This window comes from Streptomyces sp. NPDC051310, from assembly GCF_044455245.1.
Taxonomy (GTDB): domain Bacteria; phylum Actinomycetota; class Actinomycetes; order Streptomycetales; family Streptomycetaceae; genus Streptomyces.
Window position 1 is genome coordinate 160,426 of sequence record NZ_JBITEO010000007.1, and the last position, 14,990, is coordinate 175,415.

Sequence of the window (14,990 nt, forward strand, 5' to 3'; positions counted from 1 at the left end):
TCCGGTGCGGCCCGTCGAGGAGGACGGGCTAGCGGTGGTGCAGGCGGCGCGCGGTGCGGCGCGCACGCCATCGCATGCCGTTGACCTGGCCCGGCTCGTCCCCGATGACGTACCGGACGCGGCGTCCGTGCACGCGCCGTGCCGGGGCGCGGCAGCCGCGCGGACGGCAGCCGCGGGCGAGCCGGGCGTACGCGTCGGGCAGGGTGCGGACGGCGGTCGCGAGGACGGTCGCGTACGGCGGGAGCACCCGGTGCGCGGTCGTGGAGCTCACGGGACTGGTGCCGGGGCCCGGGCACGCGCGCGTGGCGGCGGCCGGGGTCATGGCAGGGTCCGCGGCCGAGGGAGCCCGGGAGCCGTCCGCTCGCCGGCGCACCGCACCGGCCGACGGCACCGGGCGCGCGGGCGCGCGGTGCGGTGTCGGCGCGAAGGCGCGGGCGGCGGCGGTCATGGCGGGGTCAGCCCCGTCCGTGCCGCAGGGCGGGGTGGGCGCCGGCGGCGACCAGGTCGGCCACCGCGGCCTTGGGGTCGCGTCCGGTGACGAGCGACTCGCCGACGAGGACGGCGTCGGCGCCCGCGTTGGCGTAGGCGATCAGGTCGTGCGGGCCGCGGATGCCGGACTCGGCGATCTTGACGATGCCCGTCGGGATCTCCGGGACGACCCGCTCGAAGGTGGAGCGGTCGACCTTGAGGGTCTTGAGGTTGCGCGCGTTGACGCCGATCACCCGGGCGCCCGCGTCGACGGCCCGCTCGACCTCTTCCTCGTCGTGGACCTCGACCAGCGGGGTCAGACCGATGGACTCGGCGCGCTCGATGAGGGACTCCAGGGCGGGCTGGTCCAGGGCGGCGACGATCAGCAGGGCGAGGTCGGCGCCGTACGCCCGGGCCTCCCACAGCTGGTAGGCGGTGACGATGAAGTCCTTGCGCAGGACCGGGATGTCGACCCGGGCGCGGACGGCCTCCAGGTCGGCGAGGGAGCCGCCGAAGCGGCGCTGCTCGGTCAGCACGGAGATGACGGAAGCGCCGCCCGCTTCGTAGTCAGCGGCGAGGCCGGCCGGGTCCGCGATCGCGGCGAGCGCGCCCTTGGACGGGCTGGAGCGCTTCACCTCGCAGATCACCTGGACGCCGTCGCCGCGCAGTGCGGCCGCGCCGTCCTTCGCCTGGGGCGCCTTCGCCGCCCGCTCCTTGAGCTCGTCGAGGGAGACCCGCGCCTGCCGCTCTGCGAGGTCGGCGCGTACGCCCTCGATGATCTCGTCGAGCACACTCACGCGAGAGGCCCCCTTCCGGGAGGGTGATGGTGAATCCGGATCAGTCACCTCGATGGTATCCGGAGGTGGCCCGAGTCTCCGCATCCGGTTGACGCCACCGCGTTGACCTGCGACTTCACGGGGCCAGCGCCGAACCGAACGGCAAGTTCCGGACAATGGCGAAAAATGCCGGCACCGCGCCCAGGACCCACCCCCAGACGGGCCCGACGGTGACCCGTACGGGCAGGGCGCGCACGGCCCGCACCAGCCAGAGAACCATCACGACGGCGAAGACCAGATAGCCGGTGACGGCGAGGGCGTTGGCCCCGAAGGCGGCCGCGAGGTCGCCGTGGACGAAGGCGTGGGCACTGCGCAGGCCGCCGCAGCCGGGGCAGTACAGGCCGGTGAAGCGCAGCAGGGGGCAGACCGGGTAGTGCCCGGGCTCGTTGGGGTCGACGGCGCCCACGTACGCGAAGGCCCCCGCGACCGCGGCGAGGGTCCCCAGGGGCGGTGCCAGCCGCCGTGCGAGCGAGGGCGGGCCGGGCGGCGGCGCGTATCCCGGCGGCGGGTATCCCGGCGGCGCGCCCGTCCGTACCGGTCCGGCGACGGGAGGCCCGCCCGGCGCACCGGGTCCGGGAGGTGCGGCAGGTCCGGCAGGTGCGGCAGGTCCGGGTTCCGGGCCTTCAGGGGCAGGGGTCGGCATGGCGTCCACCCGGGGATTGTCGCCGGTGCGACGGAAAGGCGCAGCCCGGCCGTGCCGGACCGCGCCTCGTGTCGTGGCTGCGTCTGAACGGGTCAGGAGCGGGCGGCCTGAGCGGTCTCCGGGGTGTGGTCCTTACGGGCCGCCTCTTCGCGGGCGCGCTCGAGCTCGGGCGACGGCTTCTGGCCGAGACCGGCGACCTTCATGGCGCCACCGACGACGCCGCCGAGCAGGATGACGGCGATGCCCGCCCAGAACCCCAGCGGGTTGTTCCCCACCATGAAGGCACCGGCGACGCAGAAGCCGATGAAGGAGATGGTGACACCGGTCCAGGCGGCCGGGGTGTGTCCGTGGTCGCTGCCCGCCATGAATTGCTCCTCGTTGATGTTGCTCTGGTACGGCCCCGCCGGGTGCGGACGCTCTCGCGACATTGTCCCGTACGCGCGCGTGCGGGGTGATCCGGGGTCACCCTCGGGGGCCGGGGGGCTTGAGCTCCGGGCGGCGGCGGGCGCGTCAGGCGCCGCCGGTCGGGTCCTCGCCGCGGTCCAGGGCCTTCCACAGGTCCTCGGGCCGGTCCGGGTCCGCGGCGGTCCGGGCGCCGCGCGCGCGGGGGCTGCCGTCGCGCTCGTACCGCCCGGACATGGCGGGCCACGTCCGGCCGTAGCGCAGCGCCAGCAGCCCGGCGATCAGGATCAGCAGTCCGCCGGCCGCCGTGACGTACGGCCAGGCGGTGTGGGTGAGTCCCGCGACGCGGGCCGCGGCGTCACCGGTGGTCGTCGCGGCCTCGGCGTCCAGCGCCGAGCCGTCGGAGGCGCCCAGGTACGCGGCGGCCGCCGCGCCCGCGCCGCTCAGGGCGAGCAGCAGCGAGACGACGAGCCGTCCGGCCCTGCGCACGGCGAAGACTGCCACCAGGGCCGCCAGGCCCACGATGGCGAGGGCGGTCGGCACACCCGTGACATCGCCGCCCGCGGCGTGCAGCGGCACGCTCCCGCCGCCCACCGCGACGGTGCCCTCCGACCATGTCTGCCCCGACGCGAGCAGCACGACCGCCGCTCCGACGGCACCGAGGAACAGGGCGGCGGCGAGACTGCGGCGGCCACCGGGGGCGGCCGTCGCCTCGTCCGCGCGCGTGGCACGGGGCTGGGGTACGGATGCGGCACTCACGTACTCCACTATCCCTTACACCGTCATGCGCCGTTCATCCGGTTGGCGGTGTGCACGGCGCGGAGCACGGCGGCCGCCTTGTTGCGGCACTCGGTGTCCTCGGCGACCGGGTCGGAGTCCGCGACGACACCGGCTCCGGCCTGCACGTACGCGGTGCCGTCGCGCAGGAGGGCGGTGCGGATGGCGATGGCGGTGTCGGAGTCGCCGGCGAAGTCGAGGTAGCCGACGCAGCCGCCGTACAGGCCGCGGCGGGAGGGTTCGAGCTCCTCGATGATCTGCATGGCCCGCGGCTTGGGCGCGCCGGAGAGGGTGCCGGCGGGGAAGCAGGCGGTCAGCACGTCGAAGGCGGTGCGGCCGGCGGCGACGCGGCCGGTGACGGTGGAGACGATGTGCATGACGTGCGAGTACCGCTCGATCGACATGAAGTCGACGACCTCGACCGAGCCGGGCTCGCAGACGCGGCCGAGGTCGTTGCGGCCGAGGTCGACCAGCATGAGGTGCTCGGCGCGCTCCTTGGGGTCGGCGATGAGCTCGTCGGCCAGCGCCTGGTCCTCCTGGGGGGTGGCCCCGCGCGGGCGGGTCCCGGCGATGGGGTGCACCATCGCGCGGCCGTCCGCGACCTTGACCAGCGCCTCGGGACTGGACCCCACGACGTCGAAACCGTCGAAACGGAAGAGGTACATGTACGGGGACGGGTTGGTGGCCCGCAGGACGCGGTAGACGTCCAGGGCGCTCGCGGTGCACGGCGTCTCGAACCGCTGCGAGGGCACCACCTGGAAGGCCTCACCGGCCCGGATGCGCTCCTTGATGTCCTCGACGGCCCCCTGGTACGCCTCGCCGCCCCACAGGACCGTGTACGGCGGCAGCTCGGAGGGCGGCAGGCCGACGGGCTTTGTGGCCAGGGGCTCGGCGAGGTCGGCGGCCATGGCGTCGAGGCGGGCGACGGCGTCCGCGTAGGCCTCGTCCACACCGGTGTCGAGGTCGTTGTGGTTGATCGCGTTGGCGATCAGCAGGACCGTGCCGTCCCAGTGGTCGAGGACGGCCAGGTCGGAGGTGAGCAGCATGGTGAGCTCGGGCAGCCGCAGATCGTCGGTGCCGTGCTCGCCGATCCGCTCCAGTCGGCGCACGATGTCGTACCCCAGGTAGCCGACCATGCCGCCGGTGAAGGGCGGCAGCTCCGCGGCCAGGTCGCGCGGGGTGTGCAGGGTCTCGACGGTGGCGCGCAGCGCTTCGAGCGGGTCGCCGTCGACGGGTACGCCGACGGGCGGGGTGCCGAGCCAGTGGGCCTGCCCGTCGCGCGCGGTCAGGGTGGCGGCGCTGCGGACACCGATGAACGAGTACCGCGACCAGGAGCGGCCTCCCCCACCACCTACGGTGTGGGAGGTGCCCCCATCCGCTGATTCCAGGAGGAATGTGCCGGGGCGCTCGGCCGCGAGCTTCCGGTAGAGCCCGACCGGGGTGTCGCCGTCCGCGAGCAGGCGGCGGCTGACGGGGATGACGCGGCGGTCGGCCGCCAGCTTGCGGAAGGTCTCGAGATCCATGGCGCCAGACCCTACTTGCCGAGGGGCAGGACGTCTTCGTCGAAGCAGGTGCGGGCGCCGGTGTGGCAGGCGGCCCCCACCTGGTCGACCTTGACCAGGACGGTGTCGGCGTCGCAGTCCAGGGCGACGGACTTGACGTGCTGGACGTGACCGGAGGTGTCGCCCTTGACCCAGTACTCCCGGCGGCTGCGGGACCAGTAGGTGCAGCGGCCGGTGGTGAGGGTGCGGTGCAGGGCCTCGTCGTCCATCCAGCCCAGCATGAGCACCTCGCCGGTGTCGTACTGCTGGGCGATGGCCGGGACCAGCCCGTCGGGGCTGCGCTTGAGACGGGCGGCGATGGCCGGGTCAAGGTTGCTGGTCATGTCGCCATTGTGCCGTGGTCGCGGCGTCTTCCCGGAGGTGCGTCCACTGGGCGGACCGGCGCCTGCCCCCGTACGCTGGCGGACATGTCGACCCATGCCAAGCGTGAACGGCTTCTGCTCGCTGATCTGTTGGAGGCGGCGGGCCCGGACGCCCTGACCCTGTGCGAGGGATGGAAGACCCGTGACCTGGCGGCGCACGTGGTGGTGCGGGAGCGCCGCCCGGACGCCGCGGCGGGGATCCTGATCGGGGCGCTGCGCGGGCGCCTGGAGCAGGTCCAGGCCGAGTACGCCTCCAAGCCCTACGAGGAGCTGGTCCAGCTGATCCGTACGGGCCCGCCGCGGATGTCCCCGTACGCGATCAAGCAGGTCGACGAGGGCGCCAACACGGTGGAGTTCTACGTGCACGCCGAGGACGTGCGGCGGGCGCAGCCGGGCTGGACGCCGCGCGATCTGGACCCGGTCTTCGCCGACGCGCTCTGGTCCCGCCTGGACAAGGCGGCGCGGATGCTGTGCCGCAAGGTCCCGGTGGGCCTGGTGCTGCGGCGGCCGAACGGGCAGACGACGGTGGCGCGGCGGGGCACCCCGGTGGTGACCGTGACCGGGGAGCCGGGCGAACTGACGATGTTCGCGTTCGGGCGGCAGGACTCCGCACGCGTGGAGGTCGAGGGCGACAAGGAGGCCGTGGAGCGGCTGCACGGGGCCGGCCAGCTGGGCCTGTGACGGCCGCGGCCGCCGGGCCCCCTCTACTGAGGCCGTTCTTCATGGGGCCGTTCTTCATGGGGTCCCGCTTCATGGGGCCGGCCTTTGTGGAGCCCTTCTCCGCGGGGCCGGCCTTTGTGGAGCCCTTCTGCGCGGGGCCGGCCTTTGTGGAGCCCTTCTGCGCGGGGCCGCTCCTTGTGGGGGCGTCCTTCACGGGGCCCTCCGGGCAGCTCGGCGCGGCGCAGGGGCGCGGAGCTCAGGCCGAGGACGGCCCCGGCCGCGCAGATCGCCGCGCTCGCCGTGAACACGGGCCCGGCGCCCCACAGCCCGATGGCCGCGCCGGTGAGCGGGAAGGTCAGCGGGGCGACGCCGAGGCTGAAGACGTTGGCGACGGAGGTGACCCGGCCCAGATGGGCCGGGTCCGCTTCGGTCTGGAGGAGCGCGGAACACAGGGCACCGCTGAGCCCGGTGAGGAGACCGATCGCGAGGGCGGTCGCCACCGCGGTCTCCAGCCGGGGTACGAACGCGAGGGCCGCGATCGCGACCGCCCCGGCGGCGAGGGTCCAGGCGAGTACGGAGCCCGCGCGGGGCACCCTGCCCCGCACGGCCAGCAGCAGGGACGCGGCGGCGGAGCCGGTGCCGAACCCGGCGAGGATCCAGCCGATGCCGGCGGCGCCCCAGCCGCGCGCCTCGGCGAGGAGGGCGAGGCCGACGTTCAGCGGCCCGACGAAGCCCAGGTCGCTGAGGGCGATGACGACGACCAGCGGGGCGAGGACGCGGTGCCGCCGCAGGGCGCGCAGACCGTCGGCGAGGTCGCGCAGCGCGGTGGTGGAGCGGCGGTCCGCGTCCGCGGGGAGCGGAGCGACGCGGAGGCACGCCAGGAGGGGCAGGGAGAGCGCGAACAGCGCTGCGGCGAGGGCGAAGGCGAAGGCGGAGCCGCCCACCGCCACCGCGAGACCGCCCAGGGGGGCGCCGAGGACGAGGGCCACCCGGTGGGCGAGGCCGCGCATGCCCTGGATGCGGGCGAGCTGCCCGGCCGGGGCGATGCGGGGCGGCAGGGCGCCGACGGCCGGCATGAAGAGCGCGTCCACGGTGCCGAAGAGGACGGCGAGGGCGGTGAGCGGCCAGAGTCCCGGGGTGGTGGCGAACAGCAGGGCGGCGACGCCGAAGGTGCTCAGGCAGCGCACGGTGTCGCTGAGCAGGACCACGCGGCGGGGACCGAACCGGTCGGCGACGACTCCCCCGCCCAGCATGAGCAGGGCGCGCGGCAGGGCGCTGACCGCCATGACGATGCCCGCCTGGGCGGCGGTGCCGCTGCGGACCGCGGCCCAGGAGAGGGCCAGGTAGTAGACGCTGTCGCCGAGGGTCGAGGCGGTGTAGGCGCCGAGCCAGCGCAGGACGTTCCCGTCCCGGTGGGCGGGCGGCGGCGCGCCGGACGTGCCCGGAAGCGCCTCCTCGACGGCGCGGTCGCTGATCCGGCGCGGCGCTGGGCTGGTCATGCTGCGCGACCGTAGATCCACCGGGGAAGGCGTGCAACGTCTTTTGCGTGCGGAACGGGCTCGCCCCCCGCAACAGCGCCCGGTGCGGACGGCCGTGCCGGACGACACCGTCGGCAGCCCCGTACGGCTCGCGCGGCCGGCCGCCTGATCCCTGCGGTCGGGCGGCCGGCCGCGCGGACGTCAGCGGACCGGGTGGCCGGCCTCCCGCAGTGTGTCCTTCACCTCGGAGATCCGCAGATCGCCGAAGTGGAACACCGACGCCGCCAGGACCGCGTCGGCGCCCGCCGCGATGGCGGGCGGGAAGTCGGCGAGCCGGCCGGCCCCGCCGGAGGCGATCACCGGGACCGTGACGTGCTTGCGCACTGCGGCGATCATCTCGGTGTCGTAGCCGTCCTTGGTGCCGTCGGCGTCCATCGAGTTGAGGAGGATTTCCCCCGCGCCCAGCTCGGCGGCCCGGTGGGCCCACTCGACGGCGTCGATGCCGGTGCCGCGGCGGCCGCCGTGGGTGGTGACCTCGAACGTGCCCTCGGGCGTGCGGCGGGCGTCGACCGACAGCACCAGCACCTGGCGGCCGAAGCGCTCGGCGATCTCCTGGATCAGCTCCGGGCGGGCGATCGCCGCGGTGTTGACGCCGACCTTGTCCGCGCCGGCGCGCAGCAGCTTGTCGACGTCGTCGGCGCTGCGGACGCCGCCGCCGACGGTCAGCGGGATGAAGACCTGTTCGGCGGTGCGGCGCACCACGTCGTAGGTGGTCTCCCGGTTGCCGGACGAGGCGGTGATGTCGAGGAAGGTGAGCTCGTCGGCGCCTTCGGCGTCGTACAGCTTGGCCATCTCGACGGGGTCGCCGGCGTCGCGCAGGTTCTGGAAGTTGACGCCCTTGACGACCCGGCCGTTGTCGACGTCCAGGCAGGGGATGACTCGGACCGCGAGGGTCATGACGCGGCACCTCCTCGGTACGCCTCGACCTCGACCTCGACGACCAGGCTCGGGTCGACCAAGCCGGAGACGATGATCATCGACGCGGCGGGGCGGATGTCGTCGAACAGCTCCTTGTGGGCGCGGCCCACCTCGTCGACGTCGCGGGCGTGGGTGAGGTACATCCGGGTGCGGACGACGTCGGACGGGCCCAGGCCGAGCTGCTTCAGCGCGGCGAAGGCGACGTTGAAGGAGTTGACCGCCTGCTCGTACGGGCCGCCCCCGGCGATCTGGCCGTCGACGATTGAGGTGCAGCCGGAGACGAGGACCAGGCCGCTCGGCAGTTCCACGGCGCGGGAGTAGCCGAACTGCTCCTCCCACGGAGCGCCGGTCACCACCCTGCGCACGGTCGTGCTCTGTCCGGGCGCGGTCATTCCGCCACCGCCGCGACCGCCACGAGGGCCTCTTCGAGGGTGAACGCCTTGGCGTACAGCGCCTTGCCGACGATCGCGCCCTCGACGCCGTCGGGGACGAGACCGGCGAGCGCCCGCAGGTCGTCGAGCGAGGAGACGCCGCCCGAGGCGACGACCGGCTTGTCGGTGGCGGCGCAGACGTTGCGCAGCAGCTCCAGGTTGGGGCCCTGCAGGGTGCCGTCCTTGGCGATGTCGGTGACGACGTACCGCGCGCAGCCCTCGGAGTCGAGGCGGGCCAGTGTCTCGTACAGGTCGCCGCCGTCGCGGGTCCAGCCGCGGCCGCGCAGGGTGGTGCCGCGGACGTCCAGGCCGACCGCGATCTTGTCGCCGTGCTCGGCGATGACCTTGGCGACCCACTCGGGCGTCTCCAGTGCGGCCGTGCCCAGGTTGACCCGGGTGCAGCCGGTGGCGAGCGCTGCGGCCAGGGAGGCGTCGTCGCGGATGCCGCCGGACAGCTCGACCTTGATGTCCATGGCCCCGGCCACCTCGGCGATCAGCTCGCGGTTGTCCCCGGTGCCGAAAGCGGCGTCGAGGTCGACGAGATGCAGCCACTCGGCGCCCGCCCGCTGCCAGGTCAGGGCCGCCTCCAGGGGAGAGCCGTACGACGTCTCCGTGCCGGACTCGCCATGGACGAGCCGTACGGCCTGGCCGTCCCGGACGTCGACGGCGGGGAGGAGTTCGAGCTTGCTCATCTCAGCGGATCCTCAGGTGGAGTGGTGGAGTAGAAGGAGCTAGGAGCGGGGGCCGGGGAGCCGCGGACGGGGCCGCGGCTCCGGGCGGCTAGAAGGTGCCGAGCCAGTTGGTCAGCAGCTGGGCGCCGGCGTCGCCGGACTTCTCGGGGTGGAACTGCGTCGCCCACAGGGCGCCGTTCTCGACGGCGGCCACGAACCGCTCGCCGTGCGTGGACCACGTCACCTTGGGTGCGCGCATGGCGGGGTTCGTGATCTCCAGGCTCCAGTCGTGCACGGCGTAGGAGTGCACGAAGTAGAACCGGCTGTCGGCGTCGAGGCCGGCGAAGAGCTCGCTGTCCCCGGGCGCCTCGACGGTGTTCCAGCCCATGTGGGGCACAACCGGTGCCTGCAGCGGGCCGACCGTGCCGGGCCACTCGTCGAGACCCTCGGTCTCCACGCCGTGCTCGATGCCGCGGGCGAAGAGGATCTGCATGCCGACGCAGATGCCCATGACGGGGCGGCCGCCGGCCAGCCGGCGCTCCACGATCCAGTCGCCGCGGGCCTCCTTGAGTCCGGCCATGCAGGCGGAGAAGGCGCCCACGCCGGGGACGAGGAGGCCGTCGGCGTTCATGGCCCGGTCGTAGTCGCGGGTGATCTCCACGTCGGCGCCGACGTGGGCGAGGGCCCGCTCGGCGGAGCGGACGTTGCCGAATCCGTAGTCGAAGACCACGACCTTCTTCGAGGTGCTCATCGCGCTCACTCCCAGATCCCCTGGATGCGCAGGACGCCCGCGACCAGGCACATCGCGGAGGCGATGGCCAGCAGGACGATGACGCTCCTGGGCATCTTCTGCTTGCTGAAGGAGTACACGCCTCCCGCCAGGAAGAGGCCGACCACGATCAGGAGGGTGGAGAGGCCCGTCACAGCGCGCCCTTCGTGGAGGGGAGGATCCCGGCCGCGCGCGGGTCACGCTCGGAGGCGTAGCGCAGGGCGCGGGCGAGGGCCTTGAACTGGCACTCCACGATGTGGTGGGCGTTGCGCCCGTACGGCACGTGGACGTGCAGCGCGATCTGCGCCTGCGCGACGAACGACTCCAGGATGTGGCGGGTCATCGTCGTGTCGTAGGAGCCGATCATCGGCGCCATGTTCTCCGGCTCGGTGTGCACCAGGTAGGGGCGGCCGGACAGGTCGACGGTGACCTGGGCGAGGGACTCGTCCAGCGGCACCGTGCAGTTGCCGAACCGGTAGATGCCCACCTTGTCGCCGAGGGCCTGCTTGAAGGCGGCGCCCAGCGCGAGGGCGGTGTCCTCGATGGTGTGGTGCGAGTCGATGTGCAGGTCGCCGTCGGTCTTGACGGTGAGGTCGAACAGACCGTGGCGGCCGAGCTGGTCGAGCATGTGGTCGTAGAACCCGACGCCGGTCGACACGTCGACCTTGCCGGTCCCGTCGAGGTCTATCTCGACGACGACGGACGTCTCCTTGGTGGTGCGCTCGACCCGTCCTACGCGGCTCATGAGCTCTGCTCCTTCTTCAGTGCGCGAACCGCATCCAGGAACGCGTCGTTCTCTTCGGGCGTGCCGGCGGTGACCCGCAGCCAGCCCGGTACGCCGTTGTCACGGACGAGGACGCCCCGGTCGAGGATCCGCTGCCACACGGCGTGCGCGTCCTCGAACCGTCCGAACTGGACGAAGTTGGCGTCGGACTCGGTCACCTCGTAGCCGGTGGCGCGCAGCTCGGCGACCAGCCGGTCGCGTTCGGCCTTCAGCTGCTCGACGTACCCCAGCAGCGTATCGGTGTGCTCCAGCGCGGCGAGCGCGGTGGCCTGGGTGATCGCCGAGAGGTGGTACGGCAGGCGCACCAGCTGCACGGCGTCGACCACGGCCCGGTGGGCGGCGAGGTAGCCCAGGCGCAGCCCGGCGGCGCCGAACGCCTTGGACATGGTGCGGGAGACCACCAGGTGGGGGCGGCCCTCGATCAGCGGCAGGAGCGAGGGGCGGTGGCTGAACTCCACGTACGCCTCGTCGACCACGACCAGGGACGGCTTGGCGGCCTGGGCCGCGTCGTACAGCGTCTCGACGGTCTCCGCCTCGACGGCGGTGCCCGTGGGGTTGTTGGGCGAGGTGATGAAGACGACGTCGGGGCGGTGCCGTTCGATGGCGTGCGCGGCGGAGGCGACGTCGACGGTGAAGTCGTCGTTGCGGGGTCCGGAGATCCAGCCCGTGCCCGTTCCGCGCGAGATCAGCCCGTGCATCGAGTACGAGGGCTCGAAGCCGATCGCCAGGCGGCCCGGTCCGGCGAATGTCTGCAGCAGCTGCTGGATGACCTCGTTGGAGCCGTTGGCGGCCCAGACGTTGGCCCGGCCGACCTCGTACCCGGTGGTCCGGGTGAGGTAGGCGGCCAGTTCCGTGCGCAGCTCGACGGCGTCCCGGTCGGGGTAGCGGTTGAGCGTACGGGCGGCCTCGCGGACGCGCTCGGCGATGCGCTCGACGAGCGGTTCGGGCAGCGGGTAGGGGTTCTCGTTGGTGTTGAGGCGTACGGGCACGTCGAGCTGCGGCGCGCCGTAGGGGGACTTGCCCCGCAGCTCGTCGCGGATGGGCAGGTCGTCGATGCCGAGGCTGTCGGGGGTCACTGCTGCGGCACCTTCCACCCGAACCGTGCCTTGATCGCGGCGCCGTGCGCCGGGAGGTCCTCCGCCTCGGCGAGCGTCACCACGTGGTGGGCGACGTCGGCCAGTGCGTCGCGCGTGTAGTCCACGATGTGGATGCCGCGCAGGAACGACTGGACGGACAGGCCGGAGGAGTGGCAGGCGCAGCCGCCGGTGGGCAGGACGTGGTTGGAGCCCGCGCAGTAGTCGCCCAGCGAGACGGGCGCCCACGGGCCGACGAAGACGGCGCCCGCGTTGCGGACGCGCTGGGCCACGGCCGCGGCGTCGGCGGTCTGGATCTCCAGGTGCTCGGCGCCGTACGCGTCGACCACGCGCAGGCCCTCCTCCAGGCCGTCGACCAGCACGATCGCGGACTGCTTGCCGCGCAGCGCGGGCAGGATCCGGTCCTCGACGTGCCGGGTGGCGGCGACCTGCGGCTCCAGCTCCTTCTCGACGGCCTCGGCCAGCTCGACGGAGTCGGTGACGAGGACGGCGGCGGCGAGCGGGTCGTGCTCGGCCTGGCTGATGAGGTCGGCGGCGATGTGCACCGGGTCGGCGGTGTCGTCGGCGAGGACGGCGATCTCGGTCGGGCCCGCCTCGGTGTCGATGCCGATCCGGCCGGTGAAGTACCGCTTGGCGGCGGCGACCCAGATGTTGCCGGGGCCGGTGACCATGTCGGCGGGGGCGCAGGACTCGGTGCCGTACGCGAACATGGCGACGGCCTGGGCGCCTCCGGCCGCGTACACCTCGTCGACGCCGAGCAGGGCGCAGGCCGCGAGGATGGTCGGGTGCGGCAGGCCGTCGTGGTCCTTCTGCGGCGGGGAGGCGAGGGCGATCGACTCGACGCCCGCCTCCTGTGCCGGGACGGCGTTCATGATCACGGACGAGGGGTAGACGGAGCGGCCGCCGGGCGCGTACAGCCCGACGCGCTGGACCGGAACCCACTTCTCGGTCACCGTGCCGCCGGGCACCACCTGGGTGGTGTGCTGGCCGCGGCGCTGCTCGCGGTGGACGATCCTGGCCCGCCGGATCGACTCCTCCAGACCGGCGCGGACGGCCGGATCCAGCTCCTCCAGCGCGCGCGTGAGCGCGGCGGCCGGGACGCGGACCCGGTCGAGGACCACGCCGTCGAACTTCTCCGCGTAGTCGATCAGCGCCGCGTCGCCCCGATGATGCACGGCCTCGCAGATGGGCCGCACCTTCTCCAGGGCGGCTTCCACGTCGAACTCGGCACGGGGCAGCAGGTCGCGCAGGGCGCCACCCTTCGGAAGGGCGTCGCCACGCAGATCGATTCGTGAGATCACAGGTCAATTCTCGCAGACGGCGTCGCGGAGCCGGACGTCCGTATCACTGGCTGATACGCGTCGCAGTGGCGTCTTGTCGTCACAGCTGACCGTTAGCGTTCGGTCCGTCACACAGCGGGAAGAACACTCGTACGAAACAGGGGAAGCGGAGGGGGCGGCAGTGACCGAGCCGCACGACGACGACGTGCCGGGTGACCTCAGCCCGACCGAGCTGGGGATGTGGCAGGCGTTCCGGATCGGCGCGACCTACGACCTGACCGTGGGCAACGCGCTGCTGGACGATCCGTTCTCGCCGCGCGACTGGCCGCCGGAGCGCAGCGTCCGGGCCCGGGTGGTCGCGCTGCTGCTGCTGGACGGGCCGCCGGCGCTGGCCGGCCGGGTGTCGGCGCTGAAGCTGCGCGGGGTGCAGATCACCGGGCGGCTGGATCTGGCGGGCGGCACCGTCGCGCCGTACGTGGAGTTGCAGGGCTGCCGGTTCCAGGAGGAGGTGGTGCTGCCCGAGTCCCGGTTCGGCACGCTGCGCATGGTGGGCTGCGCGATACCGCGGCTGGAGGCGGCCCGGCTGCACACGGAGGGCGATCTGCACCTGCCGCGCTGCCGGGTCGAGCGGGGGGTGCGGCTCACGGACGCCCAGATCGGCACGGACCTGCTGATCAACCAGATACACGTCCGGCCGGACTCCCGCGGCCGGGCGATCGTCGCGGACGGCATGTCGGTCGCCCAGGACCTCCAGGCCGAGCTGATCGAGACGTACGGGGAGTTTTCGCTGCGCGGCGCCAAGGTCGGCGTGTCGCTCAGCCTGCGGGGCAGCCGGCTGCGCGGCGCCGAGGGCCGTCGGGCGCTGAACGCGCCGCAGCTGAGCGTGGAGCGCACGCTCTACATGACGTACGCGTGGGTGAGCGACTCGACGGGGAACGTGGCGGGGGCGACCCCTCCCGGCGGGCTGGCCACCTTCAACACGCCGATGCGCGGGACCCGCATCCAGCCGTTCGAGTGCCGCGGCGGGGTGCGGCTGGACGACGGCCGGTTCGGTGACGCCGTCGACTTCCACCAGGCGCGCTTCCTGCTGTCGTCGGAGCGGAGGGAGGAGCTGTCGCTGCGCCGGATCGTCACCCCGGAGCTGCGCTTCAACAGCGAGCGCCCGGAGGAGGGCCGGGTGGTGCTGAACGGCGCGAAGGTCGTCACCCTGATCGACCTGTCCACCAGCTGGCCGGGCCCGGGCGGGCTGGCGATGGGCGGCTTCGTGTACGAGAACCTCGTGCCGTACGGGCACTTCCCGCTCGCCCGCCGTCTGGAGTGGGTGGCGGCGGCGACCCCCGAGTTCGCGCCCGAGCCGTACGAGCGCCTGGCGGCGGTACTGCGCAACAGCGGGGAGGACGCGGACGCCCGCGAGGTGCTGCTCGCCAAGCAGCGCCGGCGGCGCGAGACGCTGCCGCTGGCGGCGAAGCTGTGGGGCTACCTGCAGGACTGGACGGTGGCGTACGGGTACCGGCCGGGGCGGGCGGCGCTGTGGATGGCGGTGTTGTGGGCGGCGGGCACGCTGGCGTTCTCCCGGTGCGACCCGACGGCCATCAAGACGGACGAGCACCCGAACTGGAACGCGGCGCTGTACGCGCTGGACCTGCTGCTCCCGGTGATCAACCTCGGGCAGGACGGGTACTGGCGGCTGGAGGGCATGTGGCAGTGGGCGTCCGCGGCGCTGATCCTGCTCGGGTGGGTCCTGGCCACCACGGTCGCGGCGGGCGCCTCACGTCTCCTCAGACGCAGCTGATCC

At 73.5% G+C, this 14,990-nt stretch carries 18 protein-coding genes; 2 read left to right on the forward strand and 16 right to left on the reverse strand.

Annotation, left to right across the window (positions count from 1 at the left end; translation table 11 throughout):
• Nucleotides 1-28: 28 nt before the first annotated feature.
• The 7 genes from trpM to hisI form a co-directional block, all read right to left on the reverse strand.
• Entirely contained in the window at nt 29-247 is a 219-nt protein-coding gene (gene trpM / locus ACIA79_RS12920) for a tryptophan biosynthesis modulator TrpM (RefSeq protein WP_399428377.1), read from the reverse strand.
• Nucleotides 248-455: 208 nt separating this feature from the next.
• The gene (gene trpC / locus ACIA79_RS12925; protein ID WP_399428252.1) at nt 456-1,265 is read right to left on the reverse strand and encodes an indole-3-glycerol phosphate synthase TrpC; all 810 of its coding nucleotides are present in this window, start codon (nt 1,263-1,265) and stop codon (nt 456-458) included.
• Nucleotides 1,266-1,380: 115 nt separating this feature from the next.
• Entirely contained in the window at nt 1,381-1,947 is a 567-nt protein-coding gene (locus tag ACIA79_RS12930) for a DUF2752 domain-containing protein (protein WP_399428378.1), read from the reverse strand.
• A gap of 92 nt (nt 1,948-2,039) precedes the next feature.
• Nucleotides 2,040-2,312, reverse strand: coding sequence for an HGxxPAAW family protein (locus ACIA79_RS12935; RefSeq protein WP_399428253.1), 273 nt, complete (start codon nt 2,310-2,312; stop codon nt 2,040-2,042).
• Between the two features lie 145 nt (nt 2,313-2,457).
• Nucleotides 2,458-3,117, reverse strand: coding sequence for a TIGR02234 family membrane protein (locus ACIA79_RS12940; RefSeq protein ID WP_399428254.1), 660 nt, complete (start codon nt 3,115-3,117; stop codon nt 2,458-2,460).
• 14 nt (nt 3,118-3,131) lie between these two features.
• A complete protein-coding gene (locus tag ACIA79_RS12945; protein WP_399428255.1) occupies nt 3,132-4,649 on the reverse strand; it encodes an anthranilate synthase component I in 1,518 nt (505 codons plus the stop codon).
• Between the two features lie 11 nt (nt 4,650-4,660).
• Nucleotides 4,661-5,011 (reverse strand): phosphoribosyl-AMP cyclohydrolase, encoded by a 351-nt coding sequence (hisI, locus tag ACIA79_RS12950; RefSeq protein ID WP_399428256.1) that lies wholly within the window; start codon nt 5,009-5,011, stop codon nt 4,661-4,663.
• Between the two features lie 84 nt (nt 5,012-5,095).
• On the opposite strand from hisI, the gene ACIA79_RS12955 reads away from it, so the two are divergent.
• A complete protein-coding gene (locus ACIA79_RS12955; RefSeq protein ID WP_399428257.1) occupies nt 5,096-5,731 on the forward strand; it encodes a TIGR03085 family metal-binding protein in 636 nt (211 codons plus the stop codon).
• A gap of 23 nt (nt 5,732-5,754) precedes the next feature.
• On the opposite strand, the gene ACIA79_RS12960 is transcribed toward ACIA79_RS12955, so the two are convergent.
• The 9 genes from ACIA79_RS12960 to hisD all read right to left on the reverse strand — a co-directional run bounded on the left by ACIA79_RS12960 (nt 5,755) and on the right by hisD (nt 13,216).
• Complete coding sequence (locus tag ACIA79_RS12960; RefSeq protein WP_399428258.1) at nt 5,755-7,209, reverse strand: MFS transporter; 1,455 nt, start codon at nt 7,207-7,209, stop codon at nt 5,755-5,757.
• 180 nt (nt 7,210-7,389) lie between these two features.
• Complete coding sequence (gene hisF / locus ACIA79_RS12965) at nt 7,390-8,145, reverse strand: imidazole glycerol phosphate synthase subunit HisF (RefSeq protein WP_399428259.1); 756 nt, start codon at nt 8,143-8,145, stop codon at nt 7,390-7,392.
• Nucleotides 8,142-8,558, reverse strand: a complete 417-nt coding sequence (locus ACIA79_RS12970) for a RidA family protein (RefSeq protein ID WP_399428261.1) — start codon at nt 8,556-8,558, stop codon at nt 8,142-8,144. Before ACIA79_RS12970 ends, hisF begins: the two co-directional genes overlap by 4 nt.
• Nucleotides 8,555-9,289, reverse strand: coding sequence for a bifunctional 1-(5-phosphoribosyl)-5-((5-phosphoribosylamino)methylideneamino)imidazole-4-carboxamide isomerase/phosphoribosylanthranilate isomerase PriA (gene priA, locus ACIA79_RS12975; protein ID WP_399428262.1), 735 nt, complete (start codon nt 9,287-9,289; stop codon nt 8,555-8,557). Before priA ends, ACIA79_RS12970 begins: the two co-directional genes overlap by 4 nt.
• Nucleotides 9,290-9,377: 88 nt before the next feature.
• Nucleotides 9,378-10,019, reverse strand: a complete 642-nt coding sequence (gene hisH / locus ACIA79_RS12980) for an imidazole glycerol phosphate synthase subunit HisH (RefSeq protein WP_399428263.1) — start codon at nt 10,017-10,019, stop codon at nt 9,378-9,380.
• A gap of 5 nt (nt 10,020-10,024) precedes the next feature.
• Entirely contained in the window at nt 10,025-10,192 is a 168-nt protein-coding gene (locus ACIA79_RS12985) for a hypothetical protein (protein WP_399428264.1), read from the reverse strand.
• Nucleotides 10,189-10,782, reverse strand: coding sequence for an imidazoleglycerol-phosphate dehydratase HisB (hisB, locus tag ACIA79_RS12990; RefSeq protein WP_030492957.1), 594 nt, complete (start codon nt 10,780-10,782; stop codon nt 10,189-10,191). The genes ACIA79_RS12985 and hisB overlap by 4 nt, the downstream gene beginning before the upstream one ends.
• Nucleotides 10,779-11,897, reverse strand: a complete 1,119-nt coding sequence (locus ACIA79_RS12995; RefSeq protein WP_399428265.1) for a histidinol-phosphate transaminase — start codon at nt 11,895-11,897, stop codon at nt 10,779-10,781. Before ACIA79_RS12995 ends, hisB begins: the two co-directional genes overlap by 4 nt.
• Nucleotides 11,894-13,216 carry a histidinol dehydrogenase gene (gene hisD / locus ACIA79_RS13000; RefSeq protein WP_399428266.1) on the reverse strand — a complete coding sequence of 441 codons (1,323 nt, stop codon included), beginning with the start codon at nt 13,214-13,216 and terminating at the stop codon, nt 11,894-11,896. The genes ACIA79_RS12995 and hisD overlap by 4 nt, the downstream gene beginning before the upstream one ends.
• Nucleotides 13,217-13,376: 160 nt before the next feature.
• On the opposite strand from hisD, the gene ACIA79_RS13005 reads away from it, so the two are divergent.
• Entirely contained in the window at nt 13,377-14,987 is a 1,611-nt protein-coding gene (locus ACIA79_RS13005) for an oxidoreductase (RefSeq protein ID WP_399428267.1), read from the forward strand.
• Nucleotides 14,988-14,990: the final 3 nt, after the last annotated feature.

Coding starts and splice junctions, on each gene's coding strand:
- ACIA79_RS12930 (WP_399428378.1), bottom strand. CDS start 1,947: ATGCCGACCCCTGCCCCTGAAGGCCCGGAACCCGGACCTGCCGCACCT.
- ACIA79_RS12935 (WP_399428253.1), bottom strand. CDS start 2,312: ATGGCGGGCAGCGACCACGGACACACCCCGGCCGCCTGGACCGGTGTC.
- ACIA79_RS12945 (WP_399428255.1), bottom strand. CDS start 4,649: ATGGATCTCGAGACCTTCCGCAAGCTGGCGGCCGACCGCCGCGTCATC.
- hisI (WP_399428256.1), bottom strand. CDS start 5,011: ATGACCAGCAACCTTGACCCGGCCATCGCCGCCCGTCTCAAGCGCAGC.
- ACIA79_RS12955 (WP_399428257.1), top strand. CDS start 5,096: ATGTCGACCCATGCCAAGCGTGAACGGCTTCTGCTCGCTGATCTGTTG.
- ACIA79_RS12960 (WP_399428258.1), bottom strand. CDS start 7,209: ATGACCAGCCCAGCGCCGCGCCGGATCAGCGACCGCGCCGTCGAGGAG.
- hisF (WP_399428259.1), bottom strand. CDS start 8,145: ATGACCCTCGCGGTCCGAGTCATCCCCTGCCTGGACGTCGACAACGGC.
- ACIA79_RS12970 (WP_399428261.1), bottom strand. CDS start 8,558: ATGACCGCGCCCGGACAGAGCACGACCGTGCGCAGGGTGGTGACCGGC.
- priA (WP_399428262.1), bottom strand. CDS start 9,289: ATGAGCAAGCTCGAACTCCTCCCCGCCGTCGACGTCCGGGACGGCCAG.
- hisH (WP_399428263.1), bottom strand. CDS start 10,019: ATGAGCACCTCGAAGAAGGTCGTGGTCTTCGACTACGGATTCGGCAAC.
- hisB (WP_030492957.1), bottom strand. CDS start 10,782: ATGAGCCGCGTAGGACGGGTCGAGCGCACCACCAAGGAGACGTCCGTC.